The organism is Amycolatopsis sp. EV170708-02-1 (assembly GCF_022479115.1).
Classification (GTDB): Bacteria; Actinomycetota; Actinomycetes; order Mycobacteriales; family Pseudonocardiaceae; genus Amycolatopsis.
This window is the reverse complement of the sequence record NZ_CP092497.1, coordinates 2,890,493-2,915,216: the sequence shown is the minus strand read 5'-3', so window position 1 is coordinate 2,915,216 and position 24,724 is coordinate 2,890,493. Positions and strand designations below refer to the sequence as shown.

Sequence of the window (24,724 nt, the reverse complement as noted above, 5' to 3'; positions counted from 1 at the left end):
CCCATGCTTGCCTCGACCGAATTGGCGCTGCTTCGCCGCCTCGCGCACGAGCAATCCTCGTGCCGCGCCCCGTCCATCGTCGCCGCCGTCGTCCGCGACGGGGAACTCGCCTGGTCAGGAGGGCGCGGACGCGTCGGCGGCGAGACACCGGGCGCCGACACGCAGTACCGGCTCGGCTCGATCACCAAGACACTCGTCGCGACGGCCGTGATGCGGCTGCGCGACGAAGGCAAGCTCGACCTCAACGACCCGCTGGAGCAGCACCTGCCCGGCACCGCGTTCGGCTCGGCCACCATCGCGCAGCTGCTTTCGCACACCTCGGGCCTGACCGCGGAATCGCCCGGTTCCTGGTGGGAGCGCACCGTGGGCGCGGACTGGGACGCGCTCGTCGAAAGCCTCAAGGACGGCGCGACGCGGCTGCGGCCGGGCAGCAGGTTCCACTACAGCAACGTCGGCTACGGCGTGCTCGGCGAGCTGGTCGCCCGGCACCGCGGGCAGTCCTGGCTCGACGTCGTCCGCGCCGAGATCCTCGGCCCGCTCGGGATGAACCGGACCTCGCCGCATCCGGAAGGCGCGCACGCGGACGGGTTCGCCGTGCATCCTTTCGCCGATCTCCTCATGCCCGAACCGTCGCCGGACGCGGGCGCGATGGCCCCCGCCGGTCAACTGTGGTCGACGGCCACCGACCTCGCCCGCTGGACGGCGTTCCTCGGCGGGCACACCGGCGGCGTGCTGAGCGAGCAGACCGTCGCGGAGATGCGCGAAATGGTCACCGTGGACGACGGCGACACCTGGACCACCGGATTCGGCCTCGGCGTCATGCTGGTCCGCACGGAGGGCAGGCGGCTGGCCGGGCACACCGGATCGATGCCGGGCTTCCTCGCCTGCTCGCTGGTCGACGCGAACGCCGGGATCGGCGCGCTGGTGCTGACGAACTCGACCGCGGGCGTCGGCATCACGCAGCTGTGCCTCGACCTGATGAACCTGACCGAACAGCACGAGCCGTCCATGCCCGCGGAATGGCAACCGTCCACTGTGGACCCGAAGCTGCTGGAGCTGACCGGGCTGTGGCACTGGGGCCCGACGCCGTACCACCTGCGCCTTCTCCCGGGCGGCCTGTTCTCCCTCGCGCCGTCCGACGGCCCTGGCCGCGCGTCGCGGTTCGCGCCGGTGGGCGACGACACCTGGGTCGGCCTCGACGCCTACTACGCGGGCGAAACGCTGCGGGTCGGCCGGGATTCGGCGGGCAAGCCGAACCACCTCGACCTCGCGACGTTCATCTTCTCGCGGACCCCGTTCGACCCGGCGGCGCCCATTCCGGGCGGCGTCGACCCCGAGGGCTGGCGCTAACGGAAGCGGACGGCGGCGGTCGTGAACTCGCGGCCGCCGTCGGCGCATACGAGGACGTCGCTCCAGTCGGCGTCGCCGACGACCCACATCCGGCGCGGGCCACGCAGCGAGTCGGCAAGCTCCTCCGGGCAATGCTCGATGACGAACTTCGCCGGGCGGCCGTCGAGGACGGCCCACCCGCGCGCGGTGCCGGCGGCCGGGTCCAGGGTGGCGGTGGCCGGCGTCCAGGGGCCGAGCACGACGTCGAGGACACCTTCACGACGCCGGATCGTGAACCGCAGCGCCGCCCACCACTGACGGGTCTTCGGTGAGGAGATCTCGTCCGGCCCGTCTCCGTGTACCCAGCGCGGCAAGCCGGGAACGAACACCAGCACCAGCGTCGCCACGAAACCGGCAGTCGCGCCGATGGTGGCGGTGTCGTCCCAGTCGCGGAAGACCCAGTGGATGACGAAGACGAGGAAGTACAGGAACAGAAACCCCCACCGGGGTCTCCACGGTTCGGGCATCAGGCCGCCGGGGGCTGCCCGACCGCCGCGATGAACTTGCGCGCGATGCGCTTGCCCTCGCCCCAGTCGACGAAACCGAACTTCAAGCTCGTCTGGATCGCCAGCCCGGAGCCCTCCGTCGTCCGCTCCACCTTCACGGTGACCGTCTGCCCATAGCTGAAGAGGCCCATGCTGGTGGAGAAGGTGACGTAGCCCGCGGCCGCGTCGTAGAAGGGGTTCTTCCCCTTGACCGCCGCGACCCCGTTCGGGAGGGCCTGCCACAACGCCTCGGGGGCAGGGAGAATCGCTCGTGCACTGTCGCCATGACGCGAGAAGCTACCCGGACGAGTGGCACCCGCGGGAGCGAGTTCTCCGATCCCACATACCGGACACGCGACACCGACTTTCAGCAGGGTCATCCCGACCTGAGAGACTGGGCATATGACCGACGCACCTGAGTTGACCCTCCCCGCGGACCTGAAGCCTGCCGATGGCCGCTTCGGCTGCGGACCGTCCAAGGTCCGTGACGAGCAGCTCGCCAACCTGGCGAAATCCGGTGCCACCTACCTCGGCACGTCGCACCGTCAGAAGCCGGTGAAGTCGCTCGTCGGCCGCGTGCGTGCGGGTCTGTCCGAATTGTTCTCCCTGCCCGAAGGCTACGAAGTGGTCCTCGGCAACGGCGGGACGACCGCATTCTGGGACGCCGCCGCGTTCGGGCTCGTGCGGGAACGTGCGCAGCACTTCACCTACGGCGAGTTCTCCTCGAAGTTCGCCACGGTGACCAAGGGCGCCCCGTTCCTCGCCGACCCGATCGTCGTGAAGGCCGACCCGGGCAGCGCTCCCAAGATCGCCTATGAGGCCGGCGCCGACCTGGTCGGCTGGGCGCACAACGAGACCTCGACCGGTGTCGCGGTGCCGGTGCGCCGCCCCGCAGGAAGCGAAGGCGCCCTCGTCGCCATCGACGCCACCTCCGGCGCGGGCGGTCTGCCGGTCAAGGCCGAGGACTTCGACGTCTACTACTTCGCGCCCCAGAAGTCCTTCGCCTCCGACGGCGGCCTCTGGATCGCGCTGGCCTCGCCCGCCGCTGTCGAGCGCATCGGCGAGATCGGCGCGAGCGACCGCTGGATCCCCGAGTTCCTGTCGCTGACCACGGCGCTCGACAACTCGCGCAAGGACCAGACGTACAACACCCCGGCGGTGTCGACGCTGTTCCTGCTGGCCGACCAGATCGAGTGGATGAACTCCAACGGCGGCCTGGAGTGGACCACCGCGCGCACCCGCGACTCGTCGACCCGGCTGTACGAATGGGCCGAGAAGACCGGCTACACGACGCCGTTCGTCAGCGACCCGTCGCTGCGCTCGCAGGTCGTCGGCACCATCGACTTCGCCGACGAGGTGGACGCCTCGGCGGTCGCGAAGGTGCTGCGCGCCAACGGGATCGTCGACACCGAGCCGTACCGGAAGCTCGGCCGCAACCAGCTGCGCGTCGGCCTGTTCCCGGCCATCGACCCGGACGACATCACGAAACTGACCCAGAGCATCGAGTACGTCGTCGAGCGCCTGGGCTGATTTAGCTAGCTGTCCGTGAAGGCCTCCTTGAGGGACTCTGGGTCCCTCAAGGAGGCCTTCACGGACAGCAGCACCGGCAGCAGGAGAAGGCCGTACAGCACGTAGGACTCCGTCGCCAGCCACCAGCCGAAGCTCCCGGCGGGCCGCGGCGCGAGCCACATCGGCGCGATCACGAACAGCGCCACCGTCACGGCCGCGAGCACGGACGAAACGACCGTGCGCGCCCGGATCAGCAGTACGAGGATCGGCACGCACCAGATCCAGTGGTGCGTCCACGAAACCGGCGACACCAGCAGCCCGCCGACGGCACACGCGGTCAGCGCGAACACCGGCTCCGCGACGCGCACGATCACGAACGCGGTCAGCGCGACCACGGCGATCGAGGCCAGCACCCAGACGACGTCTTCCGCCGAGCCGAGCCCGAACCGCGCGAGCATCCCGCGCAGCGACTGGTTGCCGACGTAACCGCGATCGCCGATCCGGCCGGTGTCGAACAGGATGTTCGTCCAGAACTTCGCCGACGCGCCGGGCGCGGTCAGGAACATCAGCGCGCCCGCGCCGACGAAGCCGGCCACCACCCGGGCCGCGGAGCGGAAGTCCTTGCGGAACAAGAAGAACAGGATGAAGAAGGCCGGGGTCAGCTTGATCGCCGCGGCGATCCCGATCAGCAGTCCCTTCGTGCGGGCGCGGCCCGGCAGCAGGGCGTCGAGGACGACGATCAGCATCAGCAGGGTGTTCACCTGGCCGAAGCCGAGCGTCGAGCGGACCGGCTCCATGAGCCCGCCCACGGCCTGTGCCCCGATCGCCGCCAGGACGGCGATGGCGCGGCCCCGGACGTTCGCGCGGTCGGTCAGCGAGCCGTTGAGCGTCGCGACGAAGAGGTAGACGACGACCCCGCCCGCGATGATCGACGCGAGCCCGACCAGTCTCGTGGCCAGCGCGGCGGACAGCAGCGTGCCGGGCAGGAACACCGCCGCCGCGAACGGTGTGTAGGTGAAGGGCAGCCAGCCGCCGTGCGTCTGCACCCACGCGCCGTACGGGTCGCCCGAGTCGACGAGCAGCCGCGCGCCGCCGATGTAGACCTCGAGATCCTGGCCGTCGAACACCTTGAGCGTGAACAGCACGCCGACCACGACGGCTTCGAGCGCGATCAACGCCCCCGCGAGTTTCCGCCCCGACAATCCCACCAGCACCCGGCGAGATTACCCACCGCCTCCCGGGGCTGAAGGGGACCTTCACCGCATGTCACGCGGTGAAGGGAGCTTTCACCGCGTGACATGCGGGGAAAGCTCCCTTCAGCCCCGCGAGCTAGGCGAGGGCCTGGGTCGGGGGCAGGCGCGCCGCGCGCATCGCCGGGTAGGCACCGGCGACGGCACCGACCAGTGCCGAGATCCCGACCCCGCCGAGCAGGGCGCCGACGGGCAGCACCGCCGGCCAGCCCTGGCTGAGCGCGTACCCGGACGTCACCAGCACCCCGACCAGGACCCCGGCGATCCCGCCGAGCCCGGACAGCAGCACCGACTCGGCCAGGAACTGGCCTCTCACCTGCCGTTTCGTCGCGCCGAGCGCCCGGCGGAGGCCGATCTCCCTGCGCCGTTCCAGCACCGAGATCACCATCGTGTTGGCCACCCCGACACCCCCGACCAGCAACGCCACCCCGCCGAGCCCGAGGAACAGCGCGCTGTAGGTGTTCTCCGTCAGCTTCTGCGCTTCCAGCGCCTCCGACGGACGACGGACCTCGACCTCGTTCGGCGCCTCCGGGTTCATCGTCTGCGCGAGCACCGAACGCACGTTCTCGACCTGCGAGTCCTTCGCCCGCACATACACGGTCGTCGGATGGCCCTTGAAGTCGAGGAGCCGCTCGGCCGCTTCCCAGCCGACCAGCACCGAGCGTTCGATCTCGGGCGCCAGCGGCGTCGGCCCGAGGATCCCGCCCACGGTGAACCACTTCCCGTCGATGTACACCTGCGGCGGTTTGGCCGGGTCGATGTGGTCGATCCCGAGCCGCGCGGCCGCGACCGAACCCAGCACGACGACCGGATAGCCGCGAGTGGCGTCGCGGAGGAACTGCCCGTCGCGGACGGCGCCGCCGATGACGTCGAGAAGATCCGGCGTCGCCGCGTAGACGCCGAGGCCGGACGTCTCGTCCTTGTCGACCTTGTCCGTGCGCCGCACGGTCGCGCCGGTGGTCCCGGTCGCGGACGCCGCCGTCACCGGGGCGATCCGTTTCGCCATCGGCACCGCGCTGTCCGGCAGGGTCGCGTCGCCGCCGAACATCGTCTTGCCCGGCCCCGCCGTGAGCAGGTTGGTGCCGAGGGCGGCCAACTGGTCTTGCAACGCCTTCGCGCCCGACGCCGGGATCGCGAGCACGGCCACCATCGCCGCGATCCCGATCCCGATGCCGAGCGCGGACAGCACCGCCCGCATCGGCCGCGTCCGCATCCCGTGCGCGCCGAGGTTCAGCACGTCACGCGGGCCGAGGCGGGCCGGATCCGGTGTCTTTTCGAGGACGGGCGCGCTCACACGAGCACCCCCGTCCCGGTGTCGAGCCGGATCCGGCCGTCGCGCAGCTCGATGCGCCGCGGGATACCCGCCGCGATCTCGCGGTCGTGCGTGATGATCACGACCGTCGTCCCCTGCGAGCTCAGCGTGGCCAGCAGGTTGAGGATCGCCGCCCCGTTGCCCGTGTCGAGGTTCCCGGTCGGCTCGTCGGCCAGCAGGATCGACGGCGAGTTGACGACCGCCCGCGCGATCGCCACCCGCTGCCGTTCCCCGCCGGAGAGCTCGTTCGGGAAATGCCCCGCCCGATGCGCGAGACCGACCCGGTCGAGCGCGGCCAGCGCCCGCTCGCGCCGTTTCCGCCGCGGCACCCCCGCGTACAGCAGGCCCGTCGCGACGTTGTCGACCGCGCTCACCCCCTCGCTGAGGAAGAACTGCTGGAACACGAACCCGATCCAGCGCGACCGCAACGCCGAAAGCTTGCGGTCGGGCAGCTTCGCCACGTCGTGCCCGCGCAGTTCGATGACGCCGCTCGTCGGCCGGTCGAGGGTGCCCATCAGCTGCAGCAGCGTCGATTTGCCGGAACCGGACGGCCCCAGGATGGCGACCATTTCTCTGTCCTCAATGGACAGTGTCACCTCGTGCAGGGCGCGCACACCGCCGGGGTAGGTGCGCGAGGCGTCGCGCACGGCCAGCACCGGGGTCACGACGTCGTCACCACCCGCATCCCGGCGGCGAGGCCGGTGCCGGTGACCTCGACGCGGCCATTGCTGAACAGGCCGGTCTTCACCGCGATGAGGCGCCGCTTGCCGCCTTCGTCGACCTCGACGGCGTATCCGCCCTCGGCGAGCGCGAGCAGCGCCCCGACCGGGACCGCCAGCACTCCACTGTGGACTTCCTTGGTGAACCGCACGGACACCGGTGTCGAGTCGAGAGATCCCGCCGCGGCCGGATCGTCCAGTTTGATCTTCACCTTGATCTTCGGCTTGCCGTCGTCCTGCCCTGCGCCGTCCTTGCCGTTCTCCGCGACCTTGCCGACGTCGGTGATCACGCCGGTCGTGGTCTTGCCGCCGGTGATGTCGACGCCGACCTTGTCCCCAGCCTTGGCGATGGCCTGCTTGGCGGCGTCGAGTTCGACCTCGACGAGCCGTTCGGTGCCGGTGTACTTCAGCAGGTCGCCCCCACCGGGGCCGCCGAGTTGCGCGGCGAGCTGCGAAACCCGGATCTCACCCGGCGCGAGGACGACGTCGCCCTGGCCGAACGCGCCGGTCTGCTCCAGGCCGAGCGACTTCTGCCATTTCTTGATCGCGGCGGCGGTGGCGGAGGTGAACTTCTTGTCGGGCGTGCCGAAACCGCCGAAACCGAGCGCCTTCAGGTTCTCTTCCAGCTGCTTGACGTCCGGGCCGTCCGTGGCCCCGTCGGCGAGGTCGCGGAAGAACGGCAGCGTGCCGTAGAACAGCGGGACCGGTTTGGCGTCGACCCCGTACACGGCCTTGCCGCGGGTGAGCACGGCGCCCGCCTCCGGCAGGGACGTGATGGTGCCCTGTTTCCGGCCGGCGATGGAGCTTTCCCCGCCGTAGCCCAGTTTCCCGTTCGCTTCCTCTTCCTCCTGCAGGTCGGTCTTCTCGACCTTCGCGGTCTCGACCGGCGGTGGTGCCTGCCCGACCTGCTGGGCTTCGGAGGTGACCCTGGTCAGCACGACCACGGACATCGTCCCGACCACGACGACGAGCACCGCCGCGATGATGAACCAGCGTGCCCGGCGCGAACGCCGTGCGCCGCCGGGTCCTTCGTGTTCGCTCATTTCGCCGGGGCCGCCCTCATGCTCATGCCGAGACCGCAGGCCTTCGCCGCTTCTTCGAACTTCTTGGGGTCGCCCGCGTCCATCGTCATCGCGGCGCCCTTGCCGCTGGGATCGGGATCCGGGAAGTCGATGCCGTGCTCGCGCATGCACTTGGCTTCCTTGCGCATCTTGTCGAGCTCTTCCGGCGTGGGCGGTTTGATCTCGCCACCGTTCGGCAGCAGCTTGCGGCACGCGTCGCTGGCGGCCTTCATCTTGTTCTCGTCGCGCCCGGCCTCGCCCGCCTCGATGGAGATCATTCCCTTCCCGTCGCCGCTGGTCTGGGGATCCGGCATGTCGATCCCGTGCTCGCGCATGCACTTCGCGAAGTTGCGCATCTTGTCCTCGTCGGACACGTTGTCGGCCTGCTTCCCGTCGCCGGCGGCGCCGGGAGCCGGCGGCGACGAGATCGAGGCGACCTTGTCGCCGCCGTCCCCGCCACCACCGCAACCGGCCACCAGCGCGAAGACCGCTCCGGCGATCAGTACCGCCATGGGTCGTTTCCGCATCGCTGCTCCTTCGGTCGTCTTGGCGCACCGATTTCTACGGAGACGGCGATTCCGGGGCGGTAAGCGATGTTGCTTATGTCGCGCTTACAGTCCCGATCAGCGGGACAGAGATCCGATCTTTCTGCCGTCTTTCCGGGTGAACTAGCTCATCGATGGGCCTTTCGGGGGTTCACATCCGACCTCTGGCTTCCTAAAGTCCCCGACGTCCACACCTCAGCGAGGAGGAGTGCATGAATCGCCGCAAGCCACTCCGGGCCCTGGCGGCCCTCGTCATCGCGACCACCGCACTGGGCGTCGCGCCCGCCGCGGAAGCCGCGCCACTCCCGTCCGACCACGCCTACGACGACCCGTTCACCGCCGACCGGACGCGCTGGTGGCGCGAAGACCGCTTCGGCCAGTTCATCCATTTCGGCGCGTACTCCCAGCTGCAGGGGAAGTACACCCGCCCTGATGGAAGCGTTTGCCAGGACGCCGAATGGATCCAGCGGAACTGCCAGATCCCGCGTGCGGAATACGAGCAGATCGCCGCGAAGTTCGACCCCGCCGGTTTCGACGCGAACGCCATCGCGCAGTCGGCGAAGGACGCCGGGCAGAAGTACGTGGTGATCACGTCGAAGCACCACGAGGGCTACGCGATGTGGCCGACGAAGGTCAACAAGTTCAACCTCCGCGACCACTCGGCGTTCGACAAGAAGCGCGACATCCTCGCCGAGCTGAAACGCGCGACGGCCGAGCGCGACGTCAAACTCGGCTTCTACTACTCGATCTGGGATTGGCACGACCCCGATTTCCCGGACCCCGCGACGTTCCCGAAGTACAAGGAGCGGATGTACGCCCAGCTCAAGGAACTCGTCGACAACTACCACCCGGCGGTGCTGTGGTTCGACGGCGAATGGAGCACCGACCGGCCCAACAACCCGTGGACCGAACGGGACGGCGAGGAGCTGGAGGCCTACGTCCGCAGCCTCGATCCGTCCATTGTGGTCAACAACCGCGTCGGCAAACGGCGAGTGGTCGACGGGGACACGGGCACCCCCGAACAGGAGATCCCGGACAAGCCGGTCGACGGGCAGCTGTGGGAATCGTGCATGACCCTCAACGGCAGCTGGGGCTACACCGAGTGGGACCACAACTGGAAGTCCTCGGCGGATCTGACCAGGAAGCTGCTTTCGATCGCCGGCCGCAGCGGCAACTTCCTGCTCAACGTCGGGCCCGATCGCAACGGCCGCGTGCCGCGGGAATCCATCGACCGGCTGAAGCAGATGGGCCAGTGGCTGCGCACGAACGGCCAGTCCGCCGCCGTCTACGGGGCGGGCGCGCCGGGGTTGGTCGCCGAACCGGCCTGGGGTGTCGTCAGCCGTCGCGGTGACAAGCTCTACGCGTCGGTGTTCGACTGGCCCGCTTCGGGCGGTTCGCTGACGCTCGACGCGTTGGCGCCGTTCCGGGTCCGCGACGCGCGGGTGCTCGGCAGCCGTCAGCGCGTGCGGGTCGAACAGTCGCCCGGAAGCGTGAAGCTCACGCCGTCGGGCGGCCGGACGAACGACATCGCGACCGTCATCGAGCTGAGTGTCGCCCCCTTGCCACAGGCGCCCGCCGGCCGCGGGACCGGGCTGACCGCGGAGTACTGGCCGAACGCGGACTTCACCGGGACACCGTCGGTGCGCCGGGCCGAGCCGGGCGTGAACCACAACTGGAAGTTCACCGGCTCACCGGACGCGAAGATCCCGGCGGAGTCCTTCTCGTCGCGCTGGACCGGGCGGGTCACCGCGCGCGACACCGGGAAGTACACGTTCACCACGGTCTCGGACGACACCGTGCGGCTGTGGGTCGACGGGAAACTCCTGATCGACAACACCACACCACACGGCCCCAGTGTCGACAAAGCGACTCTCGACCTGGTCGCCGGTCGGTCTTACGCGATCCGGCTCGACCACACCGAACGCGGCGGGGAGGCGTCGATGAAACTGCTGTGGTCCAGCCCGAACACTCCCCAGCAGGTGATCCCGGGGCGGCAGCTGCACCCGGCCGGATAACGCGTGCTTGAAGCCGTAACTCGCGTGCTTCCAGTCGTATCACGCAGTTACGGCTTCAAGCACGCGAGTTACGTCCCCAAGCACACGAGTTCGGTCTTCGACGTCACCCGGCCGGTGGATCCGCGCTTATCTCCCGCTTACCCCCTCCCGGGGCAGACTGGCCAGGTGAGAGTGCTGGTGGTGGAAGACGAGCGGCTACTGGCGGACACGATCGCCGAGGGCCTGCGACGGTTCTCCATGGCCGTCGACGTCTGCTACGACGGCGCGCAGGCCCTGGACCGGGTGGGGGTGCACGGTTACGACGTCGTCGTGCTCGACAGGGACCTCCCCGTCGTGCACGGCGACGAGGTCTGCGCCGCGGTGATCGGGACCGGCGGCGAGGCGCGGGTCCTCATGCTGACGGCCGCGGGCGACGTCGACGACCGGGTCGCCGGGCTGGGCCTCGGCGCCGACGACTACCTGACGAAACCGTTCGCGTTCGCCGAGCTCGTCGCCCGGGTACAAGCGCTCTCGCGGCGCGCGCGGCCGGCGTTGCCGCCGGTGCTGGAACGCGGCGGCGTCGTCCTCGACCTGCCCCGGCACCAGGCGTCCCGCGACGGCCGGTTCCTTCCCTTGTCCCCCAAGGAATTCGCGGTTCTGGAGGTGCTCATGCGCGCCGAAGGGACCGTGGTCAGCGCGGAAGAACTGCTGGAGAAGGCGTGGGACGAACACGCCGACCCGTTCACGAACGCCGTCCGGGTGGCGATGATGACGTTGCGGCGCAAACTCGGTGAACCACCGCTGATCGAGACCGTGCCCGGCGCGGGTTACCGGTTCGGGTCGTGAAACCGCTCCGGCTCTCCGTCCGCACCAAGCTGACGGCGCTCTACGGCGGCGCGTTCCTGATCGTCGGGCTCGCCCTGCTCATCGTCAACTACCTGCTGGTGAGCTCGTCCCTGCCGGACTCGGCCGCGTTCGCGAACGGGGCGACCGCCGGAGTCCAGCTCGAAATGGCCCGGCCGTATCCGGTGGACACCACGATCATGCCGGCGCAACGCGCCGAAGCCACCCAGCTCGTCGCGACGTCGATCACCGAATACCGTTCGGACGTCCTTTCGGCCCTGCTGTGGCAATCACTGGTGGCACTGGCGATCGCCGGCGCACTCGCGGTGCTGCTCGGCTGGCTGATGGCGAGCCGCGTGCTGCGGCCGCTGCACGCGATCACTTCCACGGCACGGAAACTCGAGGTCGAGAACCTCGACCGGCGGATCGATCTCGACGGCCCCGACGACGAACTCAAGGAGCTCGCGGACACCTTCGACGGCATGCTCGACCGGCTCGCCGTGTCGTTCGACAGCCAGAAACGCTTCGTCGCCAACGCTTCCCACGAATTGCGGACCCCGCTCGCGGTGCAGCGGACGCTGGTCGAGGTCGCGATGGCCGATCCCGACGCGAGCCCCGAGGTCCGGAAGCTCGGCGAACATCTGATCTACACCAACGAACGCAGCGAACGGATGATCGAAGGCCTGCTCGTGCTGGCCCGCAGCGACCGCGGCCTGGCCGCGCGTGCGCCCGTCCGGCTGGACGAGGTCGCGGCGACGGTGATCCGGTCGGCGTCGGCCATGGCCGAGGAAGCGGGGGTCACCGTGGAGTCGCGGCTGCGGCCGCGGACGGTCTCCGGCGACCCCGTGCTGCTGGAGCGGCTGGTCACGAACCTCGTGCACAACGCCATCACCTACAACCGCAAGGGCGGCTGGATCCACGTCGACATCGGTGGCGATCCGGCACTGGTGGTGCGCAACACCGGCCCGCAGGTGCCGCTGGACGCCGTACCCGCCCTGTTCGAGCCGTTCCGGAGGCTTTCGGGCGACCGCACCGGCGATTCCCGCAACGCCGGGCTCGGCCTGTCGATCGTCCGGTCCATCGCGCAGGCGCACGGCGGGACCGCGGGCGCGGAACCGGGCGGCCGCGGCGGCGGACTGGTCGTCCGGGTACGGCTGCCGTAGATTCCCCCGATCGTGACTGTGCGTGTCCGGCGCGTCACGCGGCGGGCGGCCCGTCGCTGCCGCAGAATTCCCCTTGCCGTCATGAACAAAATAGTGAGCAGGACACATGACATCGGCGCGCCTCACACGTCAAGGCGACGCGCCGTTTTAACGTGGACACCCACAAAGGTGAAGAATCGGGGAGGCGAGAATGCGAGCGCTACGGGTGGTCGGGCTGCACGAGGACGGTAAGTCCATCGTGTGCGAAGACCCGGCGAGCCGCACGCGCTTCCTGCTCCCCGCGGATGAGAGGCTGCGAGCGGCGGCGAGGGGTGACATCACCCGCCTCGGCCAGATCGAAATCGAGTTGGAGAGCCAAATGCGGCCACGCGAGATCCAGGCACGAATCCGGGCCGGTGAGTCCGTGGAGCAGGTCGCGAGCAGCGCCGGCGTCACCGTGCAGCGCGTCGAGCGGTTCGCGTACCCCGTCCTGCTCGAACGATCCCGCACCGCCGAGCTCGCCCAGCGGGCGCATCCGGTCCGCGAGGACGGCCCCGACGTCCAGACCCTCGGCGAGGTCGTCGCGCACTCCTTCGGGCAGCGCGGCCACGACTACAGCCAGGCGACCTGGGACTCCTGGCGAGGCGACGACGGCAAGTGGGTCGTCGTGCTGAGCTGGAAGGCAGGCCGTTCGGACAACCGCGCGCACTGGTCGTTCGCGCCCGGCGCGCACGGCGGCACCGTGCAGGCCCTCGACGAGAACGCCGAAGTCCTGCTCAACCCCAACGCCTACCGCGCCCCGCGCACGGTACGGGCACTGGACCCCGGCAAGGATGCCGTCGTCCAGCCCACTCTCGATTCGGTCCCGGACGAGCCGGTCGCGAAGGTGATCGACGCGCCGATAGCCGAGCCCGAAGAAGATGCCGAGCCACCACTTCCGGCTGACGAGCCGGAGGAAGTGGCCGAACCCGCCCCACGGGCGAAGGGGAAGAAGAACCACCCCATCGTTCCATCCTGGGAAGACGTCCTCCTGGGCGTCCGATCACAACGAGGTTGAATCCGCACGTAGTGGCCCCTTCCGGTGGAGGGGCCATTACGTGCGTCCGGGGACCTGCGCGATCAGCGACTTCGGCGCCACGAGGCAATACGCGTCGGTGACGATCTGGTCGATCTCGGCCCAGTCGACGTCGGTGTCCAGCCGCACCCCGAGCCACCCCCGATGGCCGACATACGGCGGCCGGAAGAACCGCTCCGGCTCGGCGGCCACCAGCTCCTCCTGCACCCCGGGTGGCGCCGGGCACCAGAAGGCGACCTTGTCGTCGTGATGGCGGTCGGCGTACATGACGAACGTCTTCTTGCCGCGCACGAACCAGGTCGGCTCGCCGTGACTGAGCCGCTCGGAGACTTCCGGCAGCGCGAGACAAAGCCGTCTGAGTGAATCGAGCGGATCTCCGGCCATGGATCTCAGTATCCTCGGGCCAGGGGGATTTCATGCAGGATTGGTACACACGCACCGCCCGATTGCGTTTCCAGGTTTTCACCGGGACGCCGTACACGCACGTCTCACCGATGGAATGGCGGATCGATCCCGGCGCCCTCCGCGATATCGCCCGAAGCCGCGGCTACGCCGAGATCGCGCCGATGTTCCAGGGCTGCCTGAGCTTCCAGTTCGCGCCGGGGCACGTCCCGCCGGTCCCCGTCTTCGACGGGCCGGACAGACCGGACAAAGACCGCGAACGGTGGCTGCTGAACCAGCTCAGCGGCTCCGACCGGGTCTGGATCAGCCTCAAGCACGCGAACCTCTCCGCCCGGCGTGTCGCGGAGGTCGCCGAGACGGAAGGTCTGCGTGTCGCCGCCGACCTCACCGACCCGGGCGACCGGCTCCTCCTGCTCAGCCGGGATCCGTCGCCGCCGCGGCTTCCCCTGCCCGCGCGCACGGGACTCCGGTTCCGCTACGCCTGGCTGAACTACATCGCCCCCGCGACCGTCCTCGTCCTCCTCGGCGCGGCGGCGGTGATAGCCGGAATCCCGTCGGGCCACGAAGCCCCGATCGTCGGCCTCCTGTTCATGGCGGCTTTCGCCGGCGCCATCCCGGCCGCGTTCACCACCACCCTGTTCCCGCGCACCACCCGCGTCGGCTGGCTGGCCCGGGAATTCGACGGCAGCCATCACGTGGAATTCGCGATACGCACCTATCAGATCCCCGCCGACCTGGTCGTGCAGATCGCCGCGTACCACGGATATGAGCTTTACGGGCAGTCCGCGCCACAGGCGCCTCTGCCGGCTCTGAGGTTCTGCAAACGCGTGTGACCCGTGTTCGATCTTTAGAAGACGACGATCAGCACGCCGATCCACGCGATCACGATCCCCGCGGCCGCGCCGAACGACGCCCACCGCACGATCGGCACCCGCCGCGCGAGCCACAGCGACGGCGTGATCCCGGCGGTCACGACGGCGGACGCGAGCAGCGCGAGCCAGCCGTTGGTTTCGCGCGCGAGGGTGTTCGCCAATGCCAGCATCGCCACGACGACCACGGCCGCGACGAACGCCGAAACCGTCAGCCCGGTCAGCCACGGTGTCGGCTCCCCGGCCGGGTCCGGCGTGCCGAAAAGACGGCGCGCGAGTTCGTTGCGGGGTGCGGGGGCCGGCGGGTCGATGATGACGCCGTCGCCGGAGACGGGGTCGACGAACCGCACCGACGTGCCCATCGTGGCGGCGACCCGCTGGGCGAGCTGACGCCCTCGTTGGGAGACCACGGAAGCGGCTTCGGTGCCGGAGGAGCCGACGGCGGACGCGACCCTGGCCCATTCGTGCAACGCCTGGGCGAGATCCGAACCGATCGCGAGCGAGTGCGGGTCCACCTCGCGCGCGCTGTCGCCGCCCGGACCGGCCAGCACCGCGCGTCCCTCACGGATCCGCAATTCCATGGGTTCTCCTCGTGATCGCTCGGGTGCTCACGATAGCGGTGGACGCGTCTCGTAGAACGCGATCGCGCCCGCCGTGGCGACATTCAGCGAATCGACGCCTTCCGGCATCGGGATCCGCACCGCGACGTCGGCGGCGGCGATGGCCTCGGCGGTCAGGCCGGGGCCTTCCGCGCCCAGCATCAACGCGACCTTCTCCGGTGTCTGGTCCCGCAACTGGCGCAGCGAAACGGAATCCGTACGAGGGGTCAGGGCGGCGATGCGGAAACCGCTGTCTCGTAGCAATTCCAGGTCGCCGGGCCAAGACCCGAAGGTGGCGAACGGGACGCGCAGGACGTGCCCCATCGAGACGCGGACACTGCGCCGGTACAGCGGGTCCGAGCAGCCGGCGCCGAGCAGGATCCCGTCGACACCGAGCGCGGCCGCGTTGCGGAACAGCGAGCCGAGGTTCTCGTGGTCGCCGACGCCTTCGAGCACCGCGAGCACCCGTGCGCCGTCGACGACCTCCTCCACCGTCGGCGGCGGAACCGGCCGGTCCGCGACGGCCAGGATGCCCCGGTTCAGGTGGAAGCCGACCACATCGGCCATCGTCTCGGCCGAAGTCACGTAACCGGGGACGTCGACCGCGTCCAGGTCACCGCCCAATTCGTGGAATCGCCGCTCCACGCCGAGCAGGGAGCGGACCGGATAGCGGGATTTGAGCAGGCGCTCGACCACGACGATGCCTTCGGCGATCACCAAGCCACGCCCACCCGGCCTATCGGGACGCCGATCGGCTGTGGACAAGTCGCGGAAATCGTCGAGCCGCGGGTCGCCCGGGTCGTCGATGGTGATCAGTTCGGCCACCAGGAGAGTGTGTCATCCGCCCACTGCGCGGCGTTTACGCCCGAACGTCGAAGGGTAGGTGGTACGAACGGAGGTATTTTGCTGTCAGTTAACCCCTAGTGACAGAGAGCACCAGTTTGGCCGCTAGCCGGGCGACAGCGATGCGTGAAACCGTTGGGCCGCCTGGCAGTCCCGCCTGGATCCCGCGGAGCGTGGCCAATGAGGAGCTCGACGAACATGGGTAAGAATCTTTCGGCGGACCCCTCCGAGCCGCAGGATCGCGGCCGCTATCGCCGAAAGGTCCAGCGTTGCCTCGACACCTTGGCCCGCATGCTCACCGACGGAAGTTTTTCCTTCCCACGCAAGAACATCGGCCTCGAGGTCGAGCTGAACCTCGTCGACGCGGAGCTGCGCCCGTCGATGACGAACACCACGGTGCTCGAAGCGCTGAACGATCCGTCGTTCACCACCGAGCTCGGCCAGCACAACCTGGAGCTCAACGTGCCGCCTCGGCCACTGGCCGGCGAATCCGCGCTGCAGCTGGAGGACGACCTCAACGCGTATCTGGGCGCCGCTTCACGCACGGCCGAGGAATCCGGCGCCTCACTGGCGATGATCGGCATCCTCCCGACGCTGCGGCACGAGCACTTCGACCAGAAGTGGCTCACCAACAACGCTCGTTATTCGTTGCTCAATGACCGGATCTTCGCCGCGCGCGGCGAGCGCACCGTGCTCTCGATGGAGGGCGCGCCGCTGCCGGGAAGGCAGCCGGAGCGGCTGCGCAGCTACTCCGAATCGATCCTCCCCGAGGCCGCGTGCACCTCTGTCCAGCTGCATCTGCAGGTCGCGCCGGAGGAGTTCGCGGCGCATTGGAACGCGGCACAGGCGCTGGCGGGCGTCCAGGTCGCCGTCGGCGCGAATTCGCCGTTCCTGCTCGGCAAGGCACTGTGGCACGAGACCCGGATCCCGCTGTTCCTGCAGGCCACGGACACGCGCCCCGAAGAATTGAAGAACCAGGGCGTGCGGCCGAGGGTGTGGTTCGGCGAGCGGTGGATCACGTCGATCTTCGACCTGTTCGAGGAGAACGTCCGGTACTTCCCCGGTCTCCTGCCCGAGACCGACCGGGAGGATCCGATCGAGGCGCTCGATTCCGGGCAGGCGCCGAAACTCACCGAGCTGCGGATGCACAACGGCACCGTCTGGCGCTGGAACCGGCCGGTGTACGACGTGGTCGACGGCCTGCCGCATCTGCGGGTGGAGAACCGCGTGCTGCCCGCGGGCCCGACCGTCGTCGACATGGTCGCGAACGCCGCCTTCTTCTACGGCGCGCAGCGGGCGCTCGCCGAGGCTGACCGTCCAGTGTGGACACAGATGTCGTTCCAGGCGGCCGAGGAGAACATGTACGCGGGCGCGCGCCGGGGTTTCGACGCGCAGCTGTACTGGCCGGGGATCGGCTGGATCCCGCCGGACGAGCTGGTGCTGCGGATCCTGCTGCCGCTCGCGCACGAGGGACTGCGCCGGTCGGACGTTTCGGACGAGGCCAGAGAGCGCTATCTGGGCATCATCGAGCAGCGGTGTCTCACCAGGCGGACCGGCGCGGCGTGGCAGCGGGAGTACGTCCTGCGCGCGGAGGAGCGCGGCGCCGAACGGGAGACCGCGCTGAACCGGATGCTGGGCCGGTACCTGGAGCTGTCCGCCACGGAGACACCGGTGCACACCTGGTCGCTGGAGGCCTAGAGTTTCCTCCCAGGGAGGTGGCTCGTGCCCAAGATCATCGGCCGTTCGCTGGAGGAGCACCGGCGCGAGGTCCGCAGCAGGGTGTTCGAAGTCCTGCGCGGCCAGCTGTACGAGCGCGGGTTCGACGCGATCACGCTCGCGGGTGTCGCCGCCGAAGCGGGCCTCGGCCGGACGGCGATGTACAACCACTTCCCCGACAAGGAAAGCCTGCTGGTGGCCTTCGTCGAGGACGAGGCGACGCGGTACGTCGAACGGCTGACGGCGGCCGTCGCCACCGCCGACACCCCGGTCGAGAAGCTTTCGACGTTCGTCCGGCTCCAGCTGCGGGTGCTGGCCGAGTACCACCTGCCGCCGGGGACGGCGCTCGCGTCGGCGCTGGCGCCGGCCGCGTACCGGCGGATCAGCGCGCACGCCGACCCCATCACCGGCCAGCTGCGCGAGATCCTCGCCGCGGGCGTACCGGACGAGGATCCCGACGTCCTGATCCCGATGATCACCGCCGCGCTGGGCAGCCGTCAGGTCGTCGACGTGCCACCCGAACGGCTGGACGACGCGATCGAAGGAGCCGTCCGCTTCGTGCTCAGAGCGGTCGGGATGACGGAAACCCGTAAATTAGGGTAGCCTAACCCGTGATTGTGCCTTACGCTCTTTCTGACAGCATGTCAGATCGATGCTTGGAGGCTCTGTCCATGCCGGTGACCACCGACGTCGAATCCGGGCCGTTCTCCGCGGCCCTGCGCGCCTCCACCCTGCCCGCCCACGAGCGGGCCAACCACTCCGAGTACATGAACGCGCTGCTCGGCGGCGAGCTCACGCGCGACGGGTACACGCGGCTGGCGATCCAGTACTACTTCATCTACCAGGCCATCGAGCAGGCCGCCGACAGGCTGGCGAAGGACCCGGTGGCGGGCAAGTTCGTCTTCGAGGAGCTGCGTCGGCTGCCCAGCCTCGAACGCGACCTCGAACACCTCGTCGGCCCGGACTGGCGCGAGACCATCCGGCCGCTGCCGTCGACGGAGCGCTACGCGCGGCGCGTGGCCGAGGCGTCGGACTGGTCCGGCGGGTTCGTCGCCCACCACTACACGCGCTACCTCGGCGACATCGCCGGCGGGCAGGTCATCCGGCGGCTGCTGGAGCGCAAGTACCAGCTCGACGAAGCGGGTTCGCTGTTCTACCACTTCGACCAGCTGGGCAGCGCGCCCAAGTTCCGGGACAACTACCGCGAACAGCTGAACGCGGCACCGTGGACCGAGGACGAACGCGCGCGGCTGATCGAGGAGGCGATCGTGGCCTTCGAGTGCAACATCGCGGTGTTCGACGAGCTGGCGAGCGAGCTGGACGAGTACCGGGCCGCCTGACCTCGTGAGTGGTAAGGACGGTTCTAACCATCCTTACCACTCACGAGACGTGCCCCTATGCCCTCCTGCGTCGCGTCACCACCGTCACCAGGCCCACCCCGGCACCCAGCAGCACCAGACCCCACAGCAGCCAGACGCCGCCGTCGACACCGGTCGAAGCCAGCGCCGAATTCGGCCGGTACTTCACGTCCGGCACCAGGTCATCGGAGGCACCCGGCCCGGCTCCGGGCCCGGAGCCACCCGGCGCCGGCAGGTGAGCACACGAGGCACCCAGGCTCACCGTCGCCTCGTCGAGCACCTCGCCGACCTTGTAGAACTTCGCGAACGCCTCCGCGTTGCCCAAGGTGACCTTGATCCCGGCGACGCTCAGCGCCCCGTCCCTTCGGTCGTCTTCGCCGCTGCGAGGTCCAGCGAAGCGAGCTCGACACCCGGCTGGCTGATCGGCGGTGACGGCGCCCCGCTGGTCGTCTTCAGTTCCACATCGGCGTAGAGCTTGCCCTTCCCCTGCGCCACGACCACCTTCGGCCGTCCGATCGACAACTCGAAGGAATGGCTCGGGTAGGCGAAGGTCACCTTGCCCCGGAACTGCGTCGTGAACTCGGTCGCCGACTTGTACTGAGCGCTTTCGAAACCCCACCGGTACGCACCGCTCGGCGGCCCCGTTCCTTCGATCTTGTCGATGTCGGTGATCTCGACACCGTCCGAGGCGGTGATCGACGTGCCCGATCCGGTCCCGACATAGCGGCGGAAGCTCTGTTTGAAGCCCCACAACAGGTTTCCCTGCTTCACCGAGTCCGGGGTGAGCACGCACGCCGCGGAGGTCGTCGTCGTCGGGGCCGGAGCCGAACTCGAAGGAACCGTGCTCGACGTGGGAGCTGGCCCGCTCTTGCCGGGGAAGACGAGCCGCCCGGTGTCGAGGGCCTCGCCCGCCTTGTAGAAGTCGGCGAACGCGGCGGCGCCCGCGGCGGTCAGTTTCGCCGACTCGATGTCGACGGCGACGTTGTCCCCCGCCTGCGCCGGAGCCTTCAGCTTGAGGTCCGCCAGCACGACGTCGGACGGCGCCCGCACCTTCTCGGGCGCGGTTTTGGTCCCGTAGAAGGCATAGCCGATCTTCGCGGTGAGCGTCCCGGTGCCGTCGCCGCCGAAGGTGATCCGCAGGTCGGCGATGGTGAAGTCCCAGATCGTATGCGCCTCGAAGGTGTACGTGACCTGGCCGGTGTAGGAGACCGTGCCCTTGCCTGAGTCTACTGTGGACGATCCGTACTTCCATTTGTACGGGTACGGCTCGACATTCGGCGCCGCGGCGTCCAGCGTCGCCCCGTTCGACGGCGTCACGGTGCCGCCGCCCCGGGTGATGTAGTTCCGCCAGGAATGCCGCAGCCCCCAGGCGAGACCGGTCGCGGCGTCGCCGGCTTCGGTGAACTTCAACGGGGTCGTGCTGTCCCAGGTGAGCACCGGGGTGTCCCAGCCGAAGACGAAGACGCTGAACGGCTGCGTCTTCGCGCTGTAGGTCGTCCCGCTCGCGACGTACTCGGCCTTGACGGTGACCGAATACTCCCAGTTCCCGTTGTCGTCCACCGGGATCTGGCTGCCGACGGCGCCCTTCTTGATCAGACGGCTGACCTGGAAGTCCTTACCGGCCCGGTCGCGGACGTCGGCCTTCGCCGGGCCCACGCGGAGGCCGAAGCCCTTGCCGTCGTTGGCCGCCGGATCGAAGCCGGTGCCCTTGACGACGATCTTCGCGCCCGCCGGGTCGAGTCCGGCGCTCGGGGTCACGGTCACCTTGGGCGTGACCGGGTCGGCGGCGAGCGCCGGGGTGACGGCGACTCCCGCCACCAGCGCGGCGCCCGCCAGCACGGCGCCCCATCTTCGCAAGGACACTTCATTCACCTTCCGCGTTGCGGGTCCGCTTGCGGGCCCGGATCAGGGGGACGGCGAGCGCGGCGATCAGCGCCACACCCGCCACGACGGCGATCCACCACCACGAGCCGGTTTCCCCGCTCCGCGCGGCGGGCTTGGCGACCGGCACCGCTTCCGGGGACTCCACAGTGGACACAAGGGGTGCCGAAGAGGACGCCGGTGCCGCGCTGGAGGAGGGCGGCGGCACCGGCGAAGACGAAGGGGGCGGCGGCGGGGCGACGGCCTGTGTCGTGGGCGCCTTCGGCACCGCGAACGCCACCGGCGTGAAGGTCTCGTTGTTCGCGTTGACGACTCCGTGCGCACCGACCGTGATCAGTCCACATCGGACCTTCAGGCAGTCGACGTCGACGATCTTCCCGGTCCGGTCGGCGGCCTTGAACCGCGCGCCGGGGATCACCAGTTTCGCCGACCACGTCCCGTCCGCGGCGATCTCGCCGTTGGCCGCGGACGCCGTGTCACTGCCAGGAAAGGCCAGGAACCGCTGGAAACCGTTGTTGTCCTTGGCTTCCTTGTCTTTGACGTACCGGTAGGTCGCGCCGGCCGCGCCGCCCTGGCTCGGCTGCCACGCGCCGTCGGCGACCCAGCCGAACAGCAGGTAGATCCCGCCGTATCCCTTCGGCACGGACTGGAATCCGGTTCCCTCGACCTGCAAGGAGGTCGCGTACTCCGGATCCGCGGAGCCGGGCGAGAACGTCACGGCCGCGCCCGCGGCGGAGGCGGGCACGGGTGCGGCGATCACGAGCAGCCCGGCTGCGACGGCCACTCTCATCAGCTGTTTCATCGGCGCTCCTCGGCCGCTCGGTGGGGCAGGACGATCGGTTTCCCGGTGCGGGGATGGACTAAGACCTCCACGGGATGCCGGTAGACCTCGCTGAGCAACGACTCCGTCAACACTTCGGCGGGCGCGCCCTCGGCGGCGAGCCGCCCCTCGGACAGCACCGCGACACGGTCCGCGTACGCGGCGGCGAGCCCGAGGTCGTGCAGGACGACGAGCACCGCGTCCCCCGCTTCGGCCCGCGCGGTCGCGAGCGTCAGGATTTCCTCGCTGTGCCGGAGATCCAGCGCCGCGGTGGGTTCGTCGAGCAGCAGGATTCCCGTCCGCTGGGCGAGCACCCGCGAGAGCGCGGCCCGTGCCTGCTCGCCACCGGACAGCGTGGTGAACCGGCGCTCGGCGAATTCGGTCATGCCGGTCGCCTTCAGCGCGGCTTCGACCTCGGTGTCGTCGAAGTCCTCGGCTTCCGTTCCCCGCCAAGGGGTCCGCCCCATCCGCACGACCTCGGCGACGGTGAACGGGAAGGTCACGGTGTTCTGCTGGAGCAGGACGGCGCGCCGTCGCGCGAGTTCGATCCCGCTCCAGGTACCGAGTTCGGCTCCGGCGACGAGGACCCGTCCCGAATCCGGGCGAAGGTCTCCGGCGAGCAGACCGAGCGTGGTCGACTTGCCCGCGCCGTTCGGTCCGACGACCACGAGGACCTCACCAGGGCGCACCTGCAGCGATACTTCGCGAAGCAGCGTCTTTCCGTCGACCGTATAGGAAACGTGGTCGAGTTCGGCACCATTCATGCCCAGCCTCCCGAACGACGCCGGGTGCGCAGCAGCAGCCAGAAGAAGAACGGCCCGCCGACGAGCGCGGTCAGCATGCCGATCGGGAGATCGGCGTAGGTGAACAGGGTCCTGGCGCCGAGATCCGCCGCGGCGAGCAGCAACGCGCCGCCGAAGAGGCTCGCCGGGATCAGCACGCGATGTCCTGGGCCGAGCAGCATGCGCAGCCCGTGCGGCACGATCAGGCCGACGAACCCGATGATCCCCGAATACGAAACGGCCGCGGCCGCCATCAGCGCGACGACCACCACCGCGCCGAGCCGCAGCTTCTCGACGTCCACGCCGAGATGCCTGGCCTGCCGTTCCCCGAGCGCGAGAAGGTCGAGCTTCCGGGCCAGCACGAGGGAAACGACGACGCCGACCGCGACCAGCGGCAGCACGGTCACCACGTACGGCCAGCGCGAACCGGCGAGGGAACCCAGCTGCCAGAACACGATCTGCTCGCGGGCGGCCTGATCGGCGGCGAACATCAGGAACGAGATGATCGCCATCGCGACCGCGTTGACCGCGACGCCGGTCAGGATCAGCGTGACCACCTCGGAGCGCCCGCGCGACCGCGAAAGCGCGTAGACCAGCAGGGTGGTGACGAGCCCGCCCGCGAAACCCAGCGCCGGTGTGGTGAAGGCACCGAAGAACGTCCAACCGGCCACAATGGACAGACTCGCGCCGACGGCCGCACCGGACGAGACGCCGACCACGGCCGGCTCGGCGAGCGGGTTGCCGAACACACCCTGCATCAGCGCGCCGCAGACGCCGAGGACCCCGCCGACCAGCAGGGTCATCACCACACGCGGGAACCGGACCTGCCATAGCGCGCCCTCGGCGAACGGGTCCAGCCGCGTTTCCGAGAGCCCGAGCCGGTGCAGCACCGAATCGAAAACCTGCGAGAGCGGAATGCCGTATTGCCCGCTGCCCGCGGAGACGAGGGAGATCGCCACGACACCGGCGATGAGCACGGCGAAGACCGCCGTCACCCGGAAACCGCGGTTCATCCGGCGTCGCCGGGGGCGTAGAGGGCCCGTGCCAGCGCGTCGAGCACGCCGGCGGTGAGCGGGCCGAAGCTCAGGATCTGCGAATCCTCCATGTCGACGATGCGGCGATGCCACCCCGCCGGTGTCTGCGCCACACCCGGCACCTGGAGCGCGCCGTCGACCCCGCCGACGGATTCGAGCCCCTTGGTCATCATGAGGATCACGTCGGGCCTGGCCTTGGCCAGCGCCTCCGGATTGACGGGGCGCATACCCTCGATCCCCGCCTCGGTGGCGACGTCGACCGCGTCGAGCGCGCCGATCAGCGAATCGGCGCCCGATCCCTTGCCGAACAGGTGATACACCCCCGCCTGTCCGCGCATGTACAGGAAGACGACACGGAGTTTGCGGCCCGGATCGGCGGGGGCGAGCTTCGCGATCTCCGCCTTCTTGGCCTCGACGTCGGCCGCGAGCCGGGTCGCGAGGCTTTCACCCGCTTCGGGCACGCCGAGCGCGGCGGCGACCTGGCGGACGATGTCTCCGACGTTCTCCATCGAGCGTTTCGCGTCGACGACGACCACGGGAACGCCGGACGCGCGCAACTGCAGCACCACGTCCCAGGGGCCCAGTGTCGTGTCGGTGATCACCACGGTCGGCCGCAGCGCCAGGATCGCCTCGGCGTTGAGCCGGTGGCCGTTCACGGTGACCAGCGGAAGGTTCCGGGCCGACGGGAAGCCGGTGGAGACGTCCCGTCCGACGACGTTGCCGCCGAGGCCGAGCCCGAACACGGTCGCGGCGAGCGTGCCGGACATGTCGAAGGCGAGGATCCGGCTGGTGTCGGCGACGGTGACCTGGGTGCCTTGGTGATCGGTGATGGTCGCCGGGAGGCGCTGGACCACCGGTTTGTCGCCCGTGATGTCGGCCCGCGCGAGCCGCGCGGTGGTCGGTCCGGCGTGATTCTTGGGCTCCGCCAACGGCTTGACCTGCGAAAGCGGGCGGAGGTCCGCGCCGGTCTCGGCGGCTTTCGTGGCCGCCAGCGGCGGTGCCGAACATCCGGTGACAACGATGGCCAGGAGCAGAGCGACCGTGGGCAGCGACCCCCTTGACAACATTAGGCAAGGCTAACCATATTTACCGACAG

At 69.5% G+C, this 24,724-nt stretch carries 26 protein-coding genes; 10 read left to right on the top strand and 16 right to left on the bottom strand.

The annotated features are described in order from the left end of the window. Positions 1–3: 3 nt before the first annotated feature. Positions 4–1,350, top strand: a complete 1,347-nt coding sequence (locus tag MJQ72_RS13435; RefSeq protein ID WP_240599501.1) for a serine hydrolase — start codon at positions 4–6, stop codon at positions 1,348–1,350. On the opposite strand, the gene MJQ72_RS13430 is transcribed toward MJQ72_RS13435, so the two are convergent. Both MJQ72_RS13430 and MJQ72_RS13425 read right to left on the bottom strand, forming a co-directional pair. After that, a complete protein-coding gene (locus MJQ72_RS13430) occupies positions 1,347–1,856 on the bottom strand; it encodes a hypothetical protein (RefSeq protein ID WP_240599500.1) in 510 nt (169 codons plus the stop codon). The genes MJQ72_RS13435 and MJQ72_RS13430 overlap by 4 nt on opposite strands. Beyond that, entirely contained in the window at positions 1,856–2,119 is a 264-nt protein-coding gene (locus MJQ72_RS13425; protein ID WP_240599499.1) for a hypothetical protein, read from the bottom strand. Before MJQ72_RS13425 ends, MJQ72_RS13430 begins: the two co-directional genes overlap by 1 nt. Before the next feature lie 157 nt (positions 2,120–2,276). On the opposite strand from MJQ72_RS13425, the gene serC reads away from it, so the two are divergent. After that, positions 2,277–3,404, top strand: coding sequence for a phosphoserine transaminase (gene serC / locus MJQ72_RS13420; RefSeq protein ID WP_240599498.1), 1,128 nt, complete (start codon positions 2,277–2,279; stop codon positions 3,402–3,404). 5 nt (positions 3,405–3,409) lie between these two features. Here the strand turns inward: serC and MJQ72_RS13415 are convergent, their stop codons facing one another. The 5 genes from MJQ72_RS13415 to MJQ72_RS13395 form a co-directional block, all read right to left on the bottom strand. Next, complete coding sequence (locus tag MJQ72_RS13415) at positions 3,410–4,597, bottom strand: glycosyltransferase 87 family protein (RefSeq protein WP_240599497.1); 1,188 nt, start codon at positions 4,595–4,597, stop codon at positions 3,410–3,412. A 115-nt stretch (positions 4,598–4,712) separates the two neighbouring features. Continuing rightward, entirely contained in the window at positions 4,713–5,927 is a 1,215-nt protein-coding gene (locus MJQ72_RS13410; RefSeq protein ID WP_240599496.1) for an ABC transporter permease, read from the bottom strand. Continuing rightward, positions 5,924–6,610 carry an ABC transporter ATP-binding protein gene (locus MJQ72_RS13405; protein WP_240599495.1) on the bottom strand — a complete coding sequence of 229 codons (687 nt, stop codon included), beginning with the start codon at positions 6,608–6,610 and terminating at the stop codon, positions 5,924–5,926. The genes MJQ72_RS13410 and MJQ72_RS13405 overlap by 4 nt, the downstream gene beginning before the upstream one ends. Further along, positions 6,607–7,707: a peptidoglycan-binding protein gene (locus MJQ72_RS13400; protein WP_240599494.1), complete on the bottom strand. Its 1,101-nt coding sequence runs from the start codon at positions 7,705–7,707 to the stop codon at positions 6,607–6,609. Before MJQ72_RS13400 ends, MJQ72_RS13405 begins: the two co-directional genes overlap by 4 nt. Further along, positions 7,704–8,252 carry a hypothetical protein gene (locus MJQ72_RS13395; RefSeq protein WP_240599493.1) on the bottom strand — a complete coding sequence of 183 codons (549 nt, stop codon included), beginning with the start codon at positions 8,250–8,252 and terminating at the stop codon, positions 7,704–7,706. The genes MJQ72_RS13400 and MJQ72_RS13395 overlap by 4 nt, the downstream gene beginning before the upstream one ends. A gap of 230 nt (positions 8,253–8,482) precedes the next feature. On the opposite strand from MJQ72_RS13395, the gene MJQ72_RS13390 reads away from it, so the two are divergent. The 4 genes from MJQ72_RS13390 (at position 8,483) to sepH (ending at position 13,306) form a co-directional block, all read left to right on the top strand. Beyond that, positions 8,483–10,285, top strand: coding sequence for an alpha-L-fucosidase (locus tag MJQ72_RS13390; RefSeq protein ID WP_240599492.1), 1,803 nt, complete (start codon positions 8,483–8,485; stop codon positions 10,283–10,285). A gap of 165 nt (positions 10,286–10,450) precedes the next feature. Further along, positions 10,451–11,110, top strand: a complete 660-nt coding sequence (locus MJQ72_RS13385) for a response regulator transcription factor (RefSeq protein ID WP_240599491.1) — start codon at positions 10,451–10,453, stop codon at positions 11,108–11,110. Next, positions 11,107–12,270, top strand: coding sequence for an ATP-binding protein (locus MJQ72_RS13380; protein WP_240599490.1), 1,164 nt, complete (start codon positions 11,107–11,109; stop codon positions 12,268–12,270). The genes MJQ72_RS13385 and MJQ72_RS13380 overlap by 4 nt, the downstream gene beginning before the upstream one ends. A gap of 190 nt (positions 12,271–12,460) precedes the next feature. Beyond that, positions 12,461–13,306 (top strand): septation protein SepH, encoded by an 846-nt coding sequence (gene sepH / locus MJQ72_RS13375; RefSeq protein ID WP_240599489.1) that lies wholly within the window; start codon positions 12,461–12,463, stop codon positions 13,304–13,306. Between the two features lie 36 nt (positions 13,307–13,342). Here sepH and MJQ72_RS13370 read toward each other — a convergent pair whose 3' ends face one another. After that, entirely contained in the window at positions 13,343–13,708 is a 366-nt protein-coding gene (locus MJQ72_RS13370; RefSeq protein WP_240599488.1) for an MmcQ/YjbR family DNA-binding protein, read from the bottom strand. 32 nt (positions 13,709–13,740) lie between these two features. Here MJQ72_RS13370 and MJQ72_RS13365 point away from each other — a divergent pair, with 32 nt between their 5' ends. Then, positions 13,741–14,559 carry a hypothetical protein gene (locus tag MJQ72_RS13365; protein WP_240599487.1) on the top strand — a complete coding sequence of 273 codons (819 nt, stop codon included), beginning with the start codon at positions 13,741–13,743 and terminating at the stop codon, positions 14,557–14,559. 14 nt (positions 14,560–14,573) lie between these two features. Here MJQ72_RS13365 and MJQ72_RS13360 read toward each other — a convergent pair whose 3' ends face one another. Further along, a complete protein-coding gene (locus MJQ72_RS13360) occupies positions 14,574–15,176 on the bottom strand; it encodes a DUF2537 domain-containing protein (protein ID WP_240599486.1) in 603 nt (200 codons plus the stop codon). A 27-nt stretch (positions 15,177–15,203) separates the two neighbouring features. Beyond that, positions 15,204–16,019 (bottom strand): RNA methyltransferase, encoded by an 816-nt coding sequence (locus MJQ72_RS13355; protein ID WP_240599485.1) that lies wholly within the window; start codon positions 16,017–16,019, stop codon positions 15,204–15,206. Between the two features lie 216 nt (positions 16,020–16,235). Between MJQ72_RS13355 and MJQ72_RS13350 the strand changes: the two genes are divergently transcribed. From MJQ72_RS13350 to MJQ72_RS13340, 3 genes are all read left to right on the top strand, one after another. Next, positions 16,236–17,735, top strand: coding sequence for a glutamate-cysteine ligase family protein (locus MJQ72_RS13350; protein ID WP_240599484.1), 1,500 nt, complete (start codon positions 16,236–16,238; stop codon positions 17,733–17,735). Between the two features lie 24 nt (positions 17,736–17,759). Beyond that, complete coding sequence (locus MJQ72_RS13345; protein WP_240599483.1) at positions 17,760–18,356, top strand: TetR/AcrR family transcriptional regulator; 597 nt, start codon at positions 17,760–17,762, stop codon at positions 18,354–18,356. A gap of 68 nt (positions 18,357–18,424) precedes the next feature. After that, on the top strand, positions 18,425–19,093 hold the full coding sequence (locus MJQ72_RS13340) for a heme oxygenase (biliverdin-producing) (protein ID WP_240599482.1): 669 nt from the start codon (positions 18,425–18,427) through the stop codon (positions 19,091–19,093). 55 nt (positions 19,094–19,148) lie between these two features. Here MJQ72_RS13340 and MJQ72_RS13335 read toward each other — a convergent pair whose 3' ends face one another. Genes MJQ72_RS13335 through MJQ72_RS13310 form a run of 6 tightly spaced genes read right to left on the bottom strand, consistent with a single transcriptional unit; the run spans position 19,149 to position 24,695 of the window. After that, a complete protein-coding gene (locus MJQ72_RS13335) occupies positions 19,149–19,436 on the bottom strand; it encodes a hypothetical protein (RefSeq protein ID WP_240599481.1) in 288 nt (95 codons plus the stop codon). A gap of 23 nt (positions 19,437–19,459) precedes the next feature. After that, the gene (locus MJQ72_RS13330) at positions 19,460–20,974 is read right to left on the bottom strand and encodes an HtaA domain-containing protein (RefSeq protein ID WP_240599480.1); all 1,515 of its coding nucleotides are present in this window, start codon (positions 20,972–20,974) and stop codon (positions 19,460–19,462) included. A gap of 1 nt (position 20,975) precedes the next feature. Then, positions 20,976–21,794: a hypothetical protein gene (locus tag MJQ72_RS13325; protein WP_240599479.1), complete on the bottom strand. Its 819-nt coding sequence runs from the start codon at positions 21,792–21,794 to the stop codon at positions 20,976–20,978. Next, positions 21,791–22,576, bottom strand: coding sequence for a heme ABC transporter ATP-binding protein (locus tag MJQ72_RS13320; RefSeq protein ID WP_240599478.1), 786 nt, complete (start codon positions 22,574–22,576; stop codon positions 21,791–21,793). The genes MJQ72_RS13325 and MJQ72_RS13320 overlap by 4 nt, the downstream gene beginning before the upstream one ends. Next, positions 22,573–23,607 (bottom strand): iron ABC transporter permease, encoded by a 1,035-nt coding sequence (locus tag MJQ72_RS13315; protein WP_240599477.1) that lies wholly within the window; start codon positions 23,605–23,607, stop codon positions 22,573–22,575. Before MJQ72_RS13315 ends, MJQ72_RS13320 begins: the two co-directional genes overlap by 4 nt. Next, positions 23,604–24,695: a hemin ABC transporter substrate-binding protein gene (locus tag MJQ72_RS13310; RefSeq protein ID WP_240599476.1), complete on the bottom strand. Its 1,092-nt coding sequence runs from the start codon at positions 24,693–24,695 to the stop codon at positions 23,604–23,606. Before MJQ72_RS13310 ends, MJQ72_RS13315 begins: the two co-directional genes overlap by 4 nt. Between the last annotated feature and the right edge of the window lie 29 nt (positions 24,696–24,724).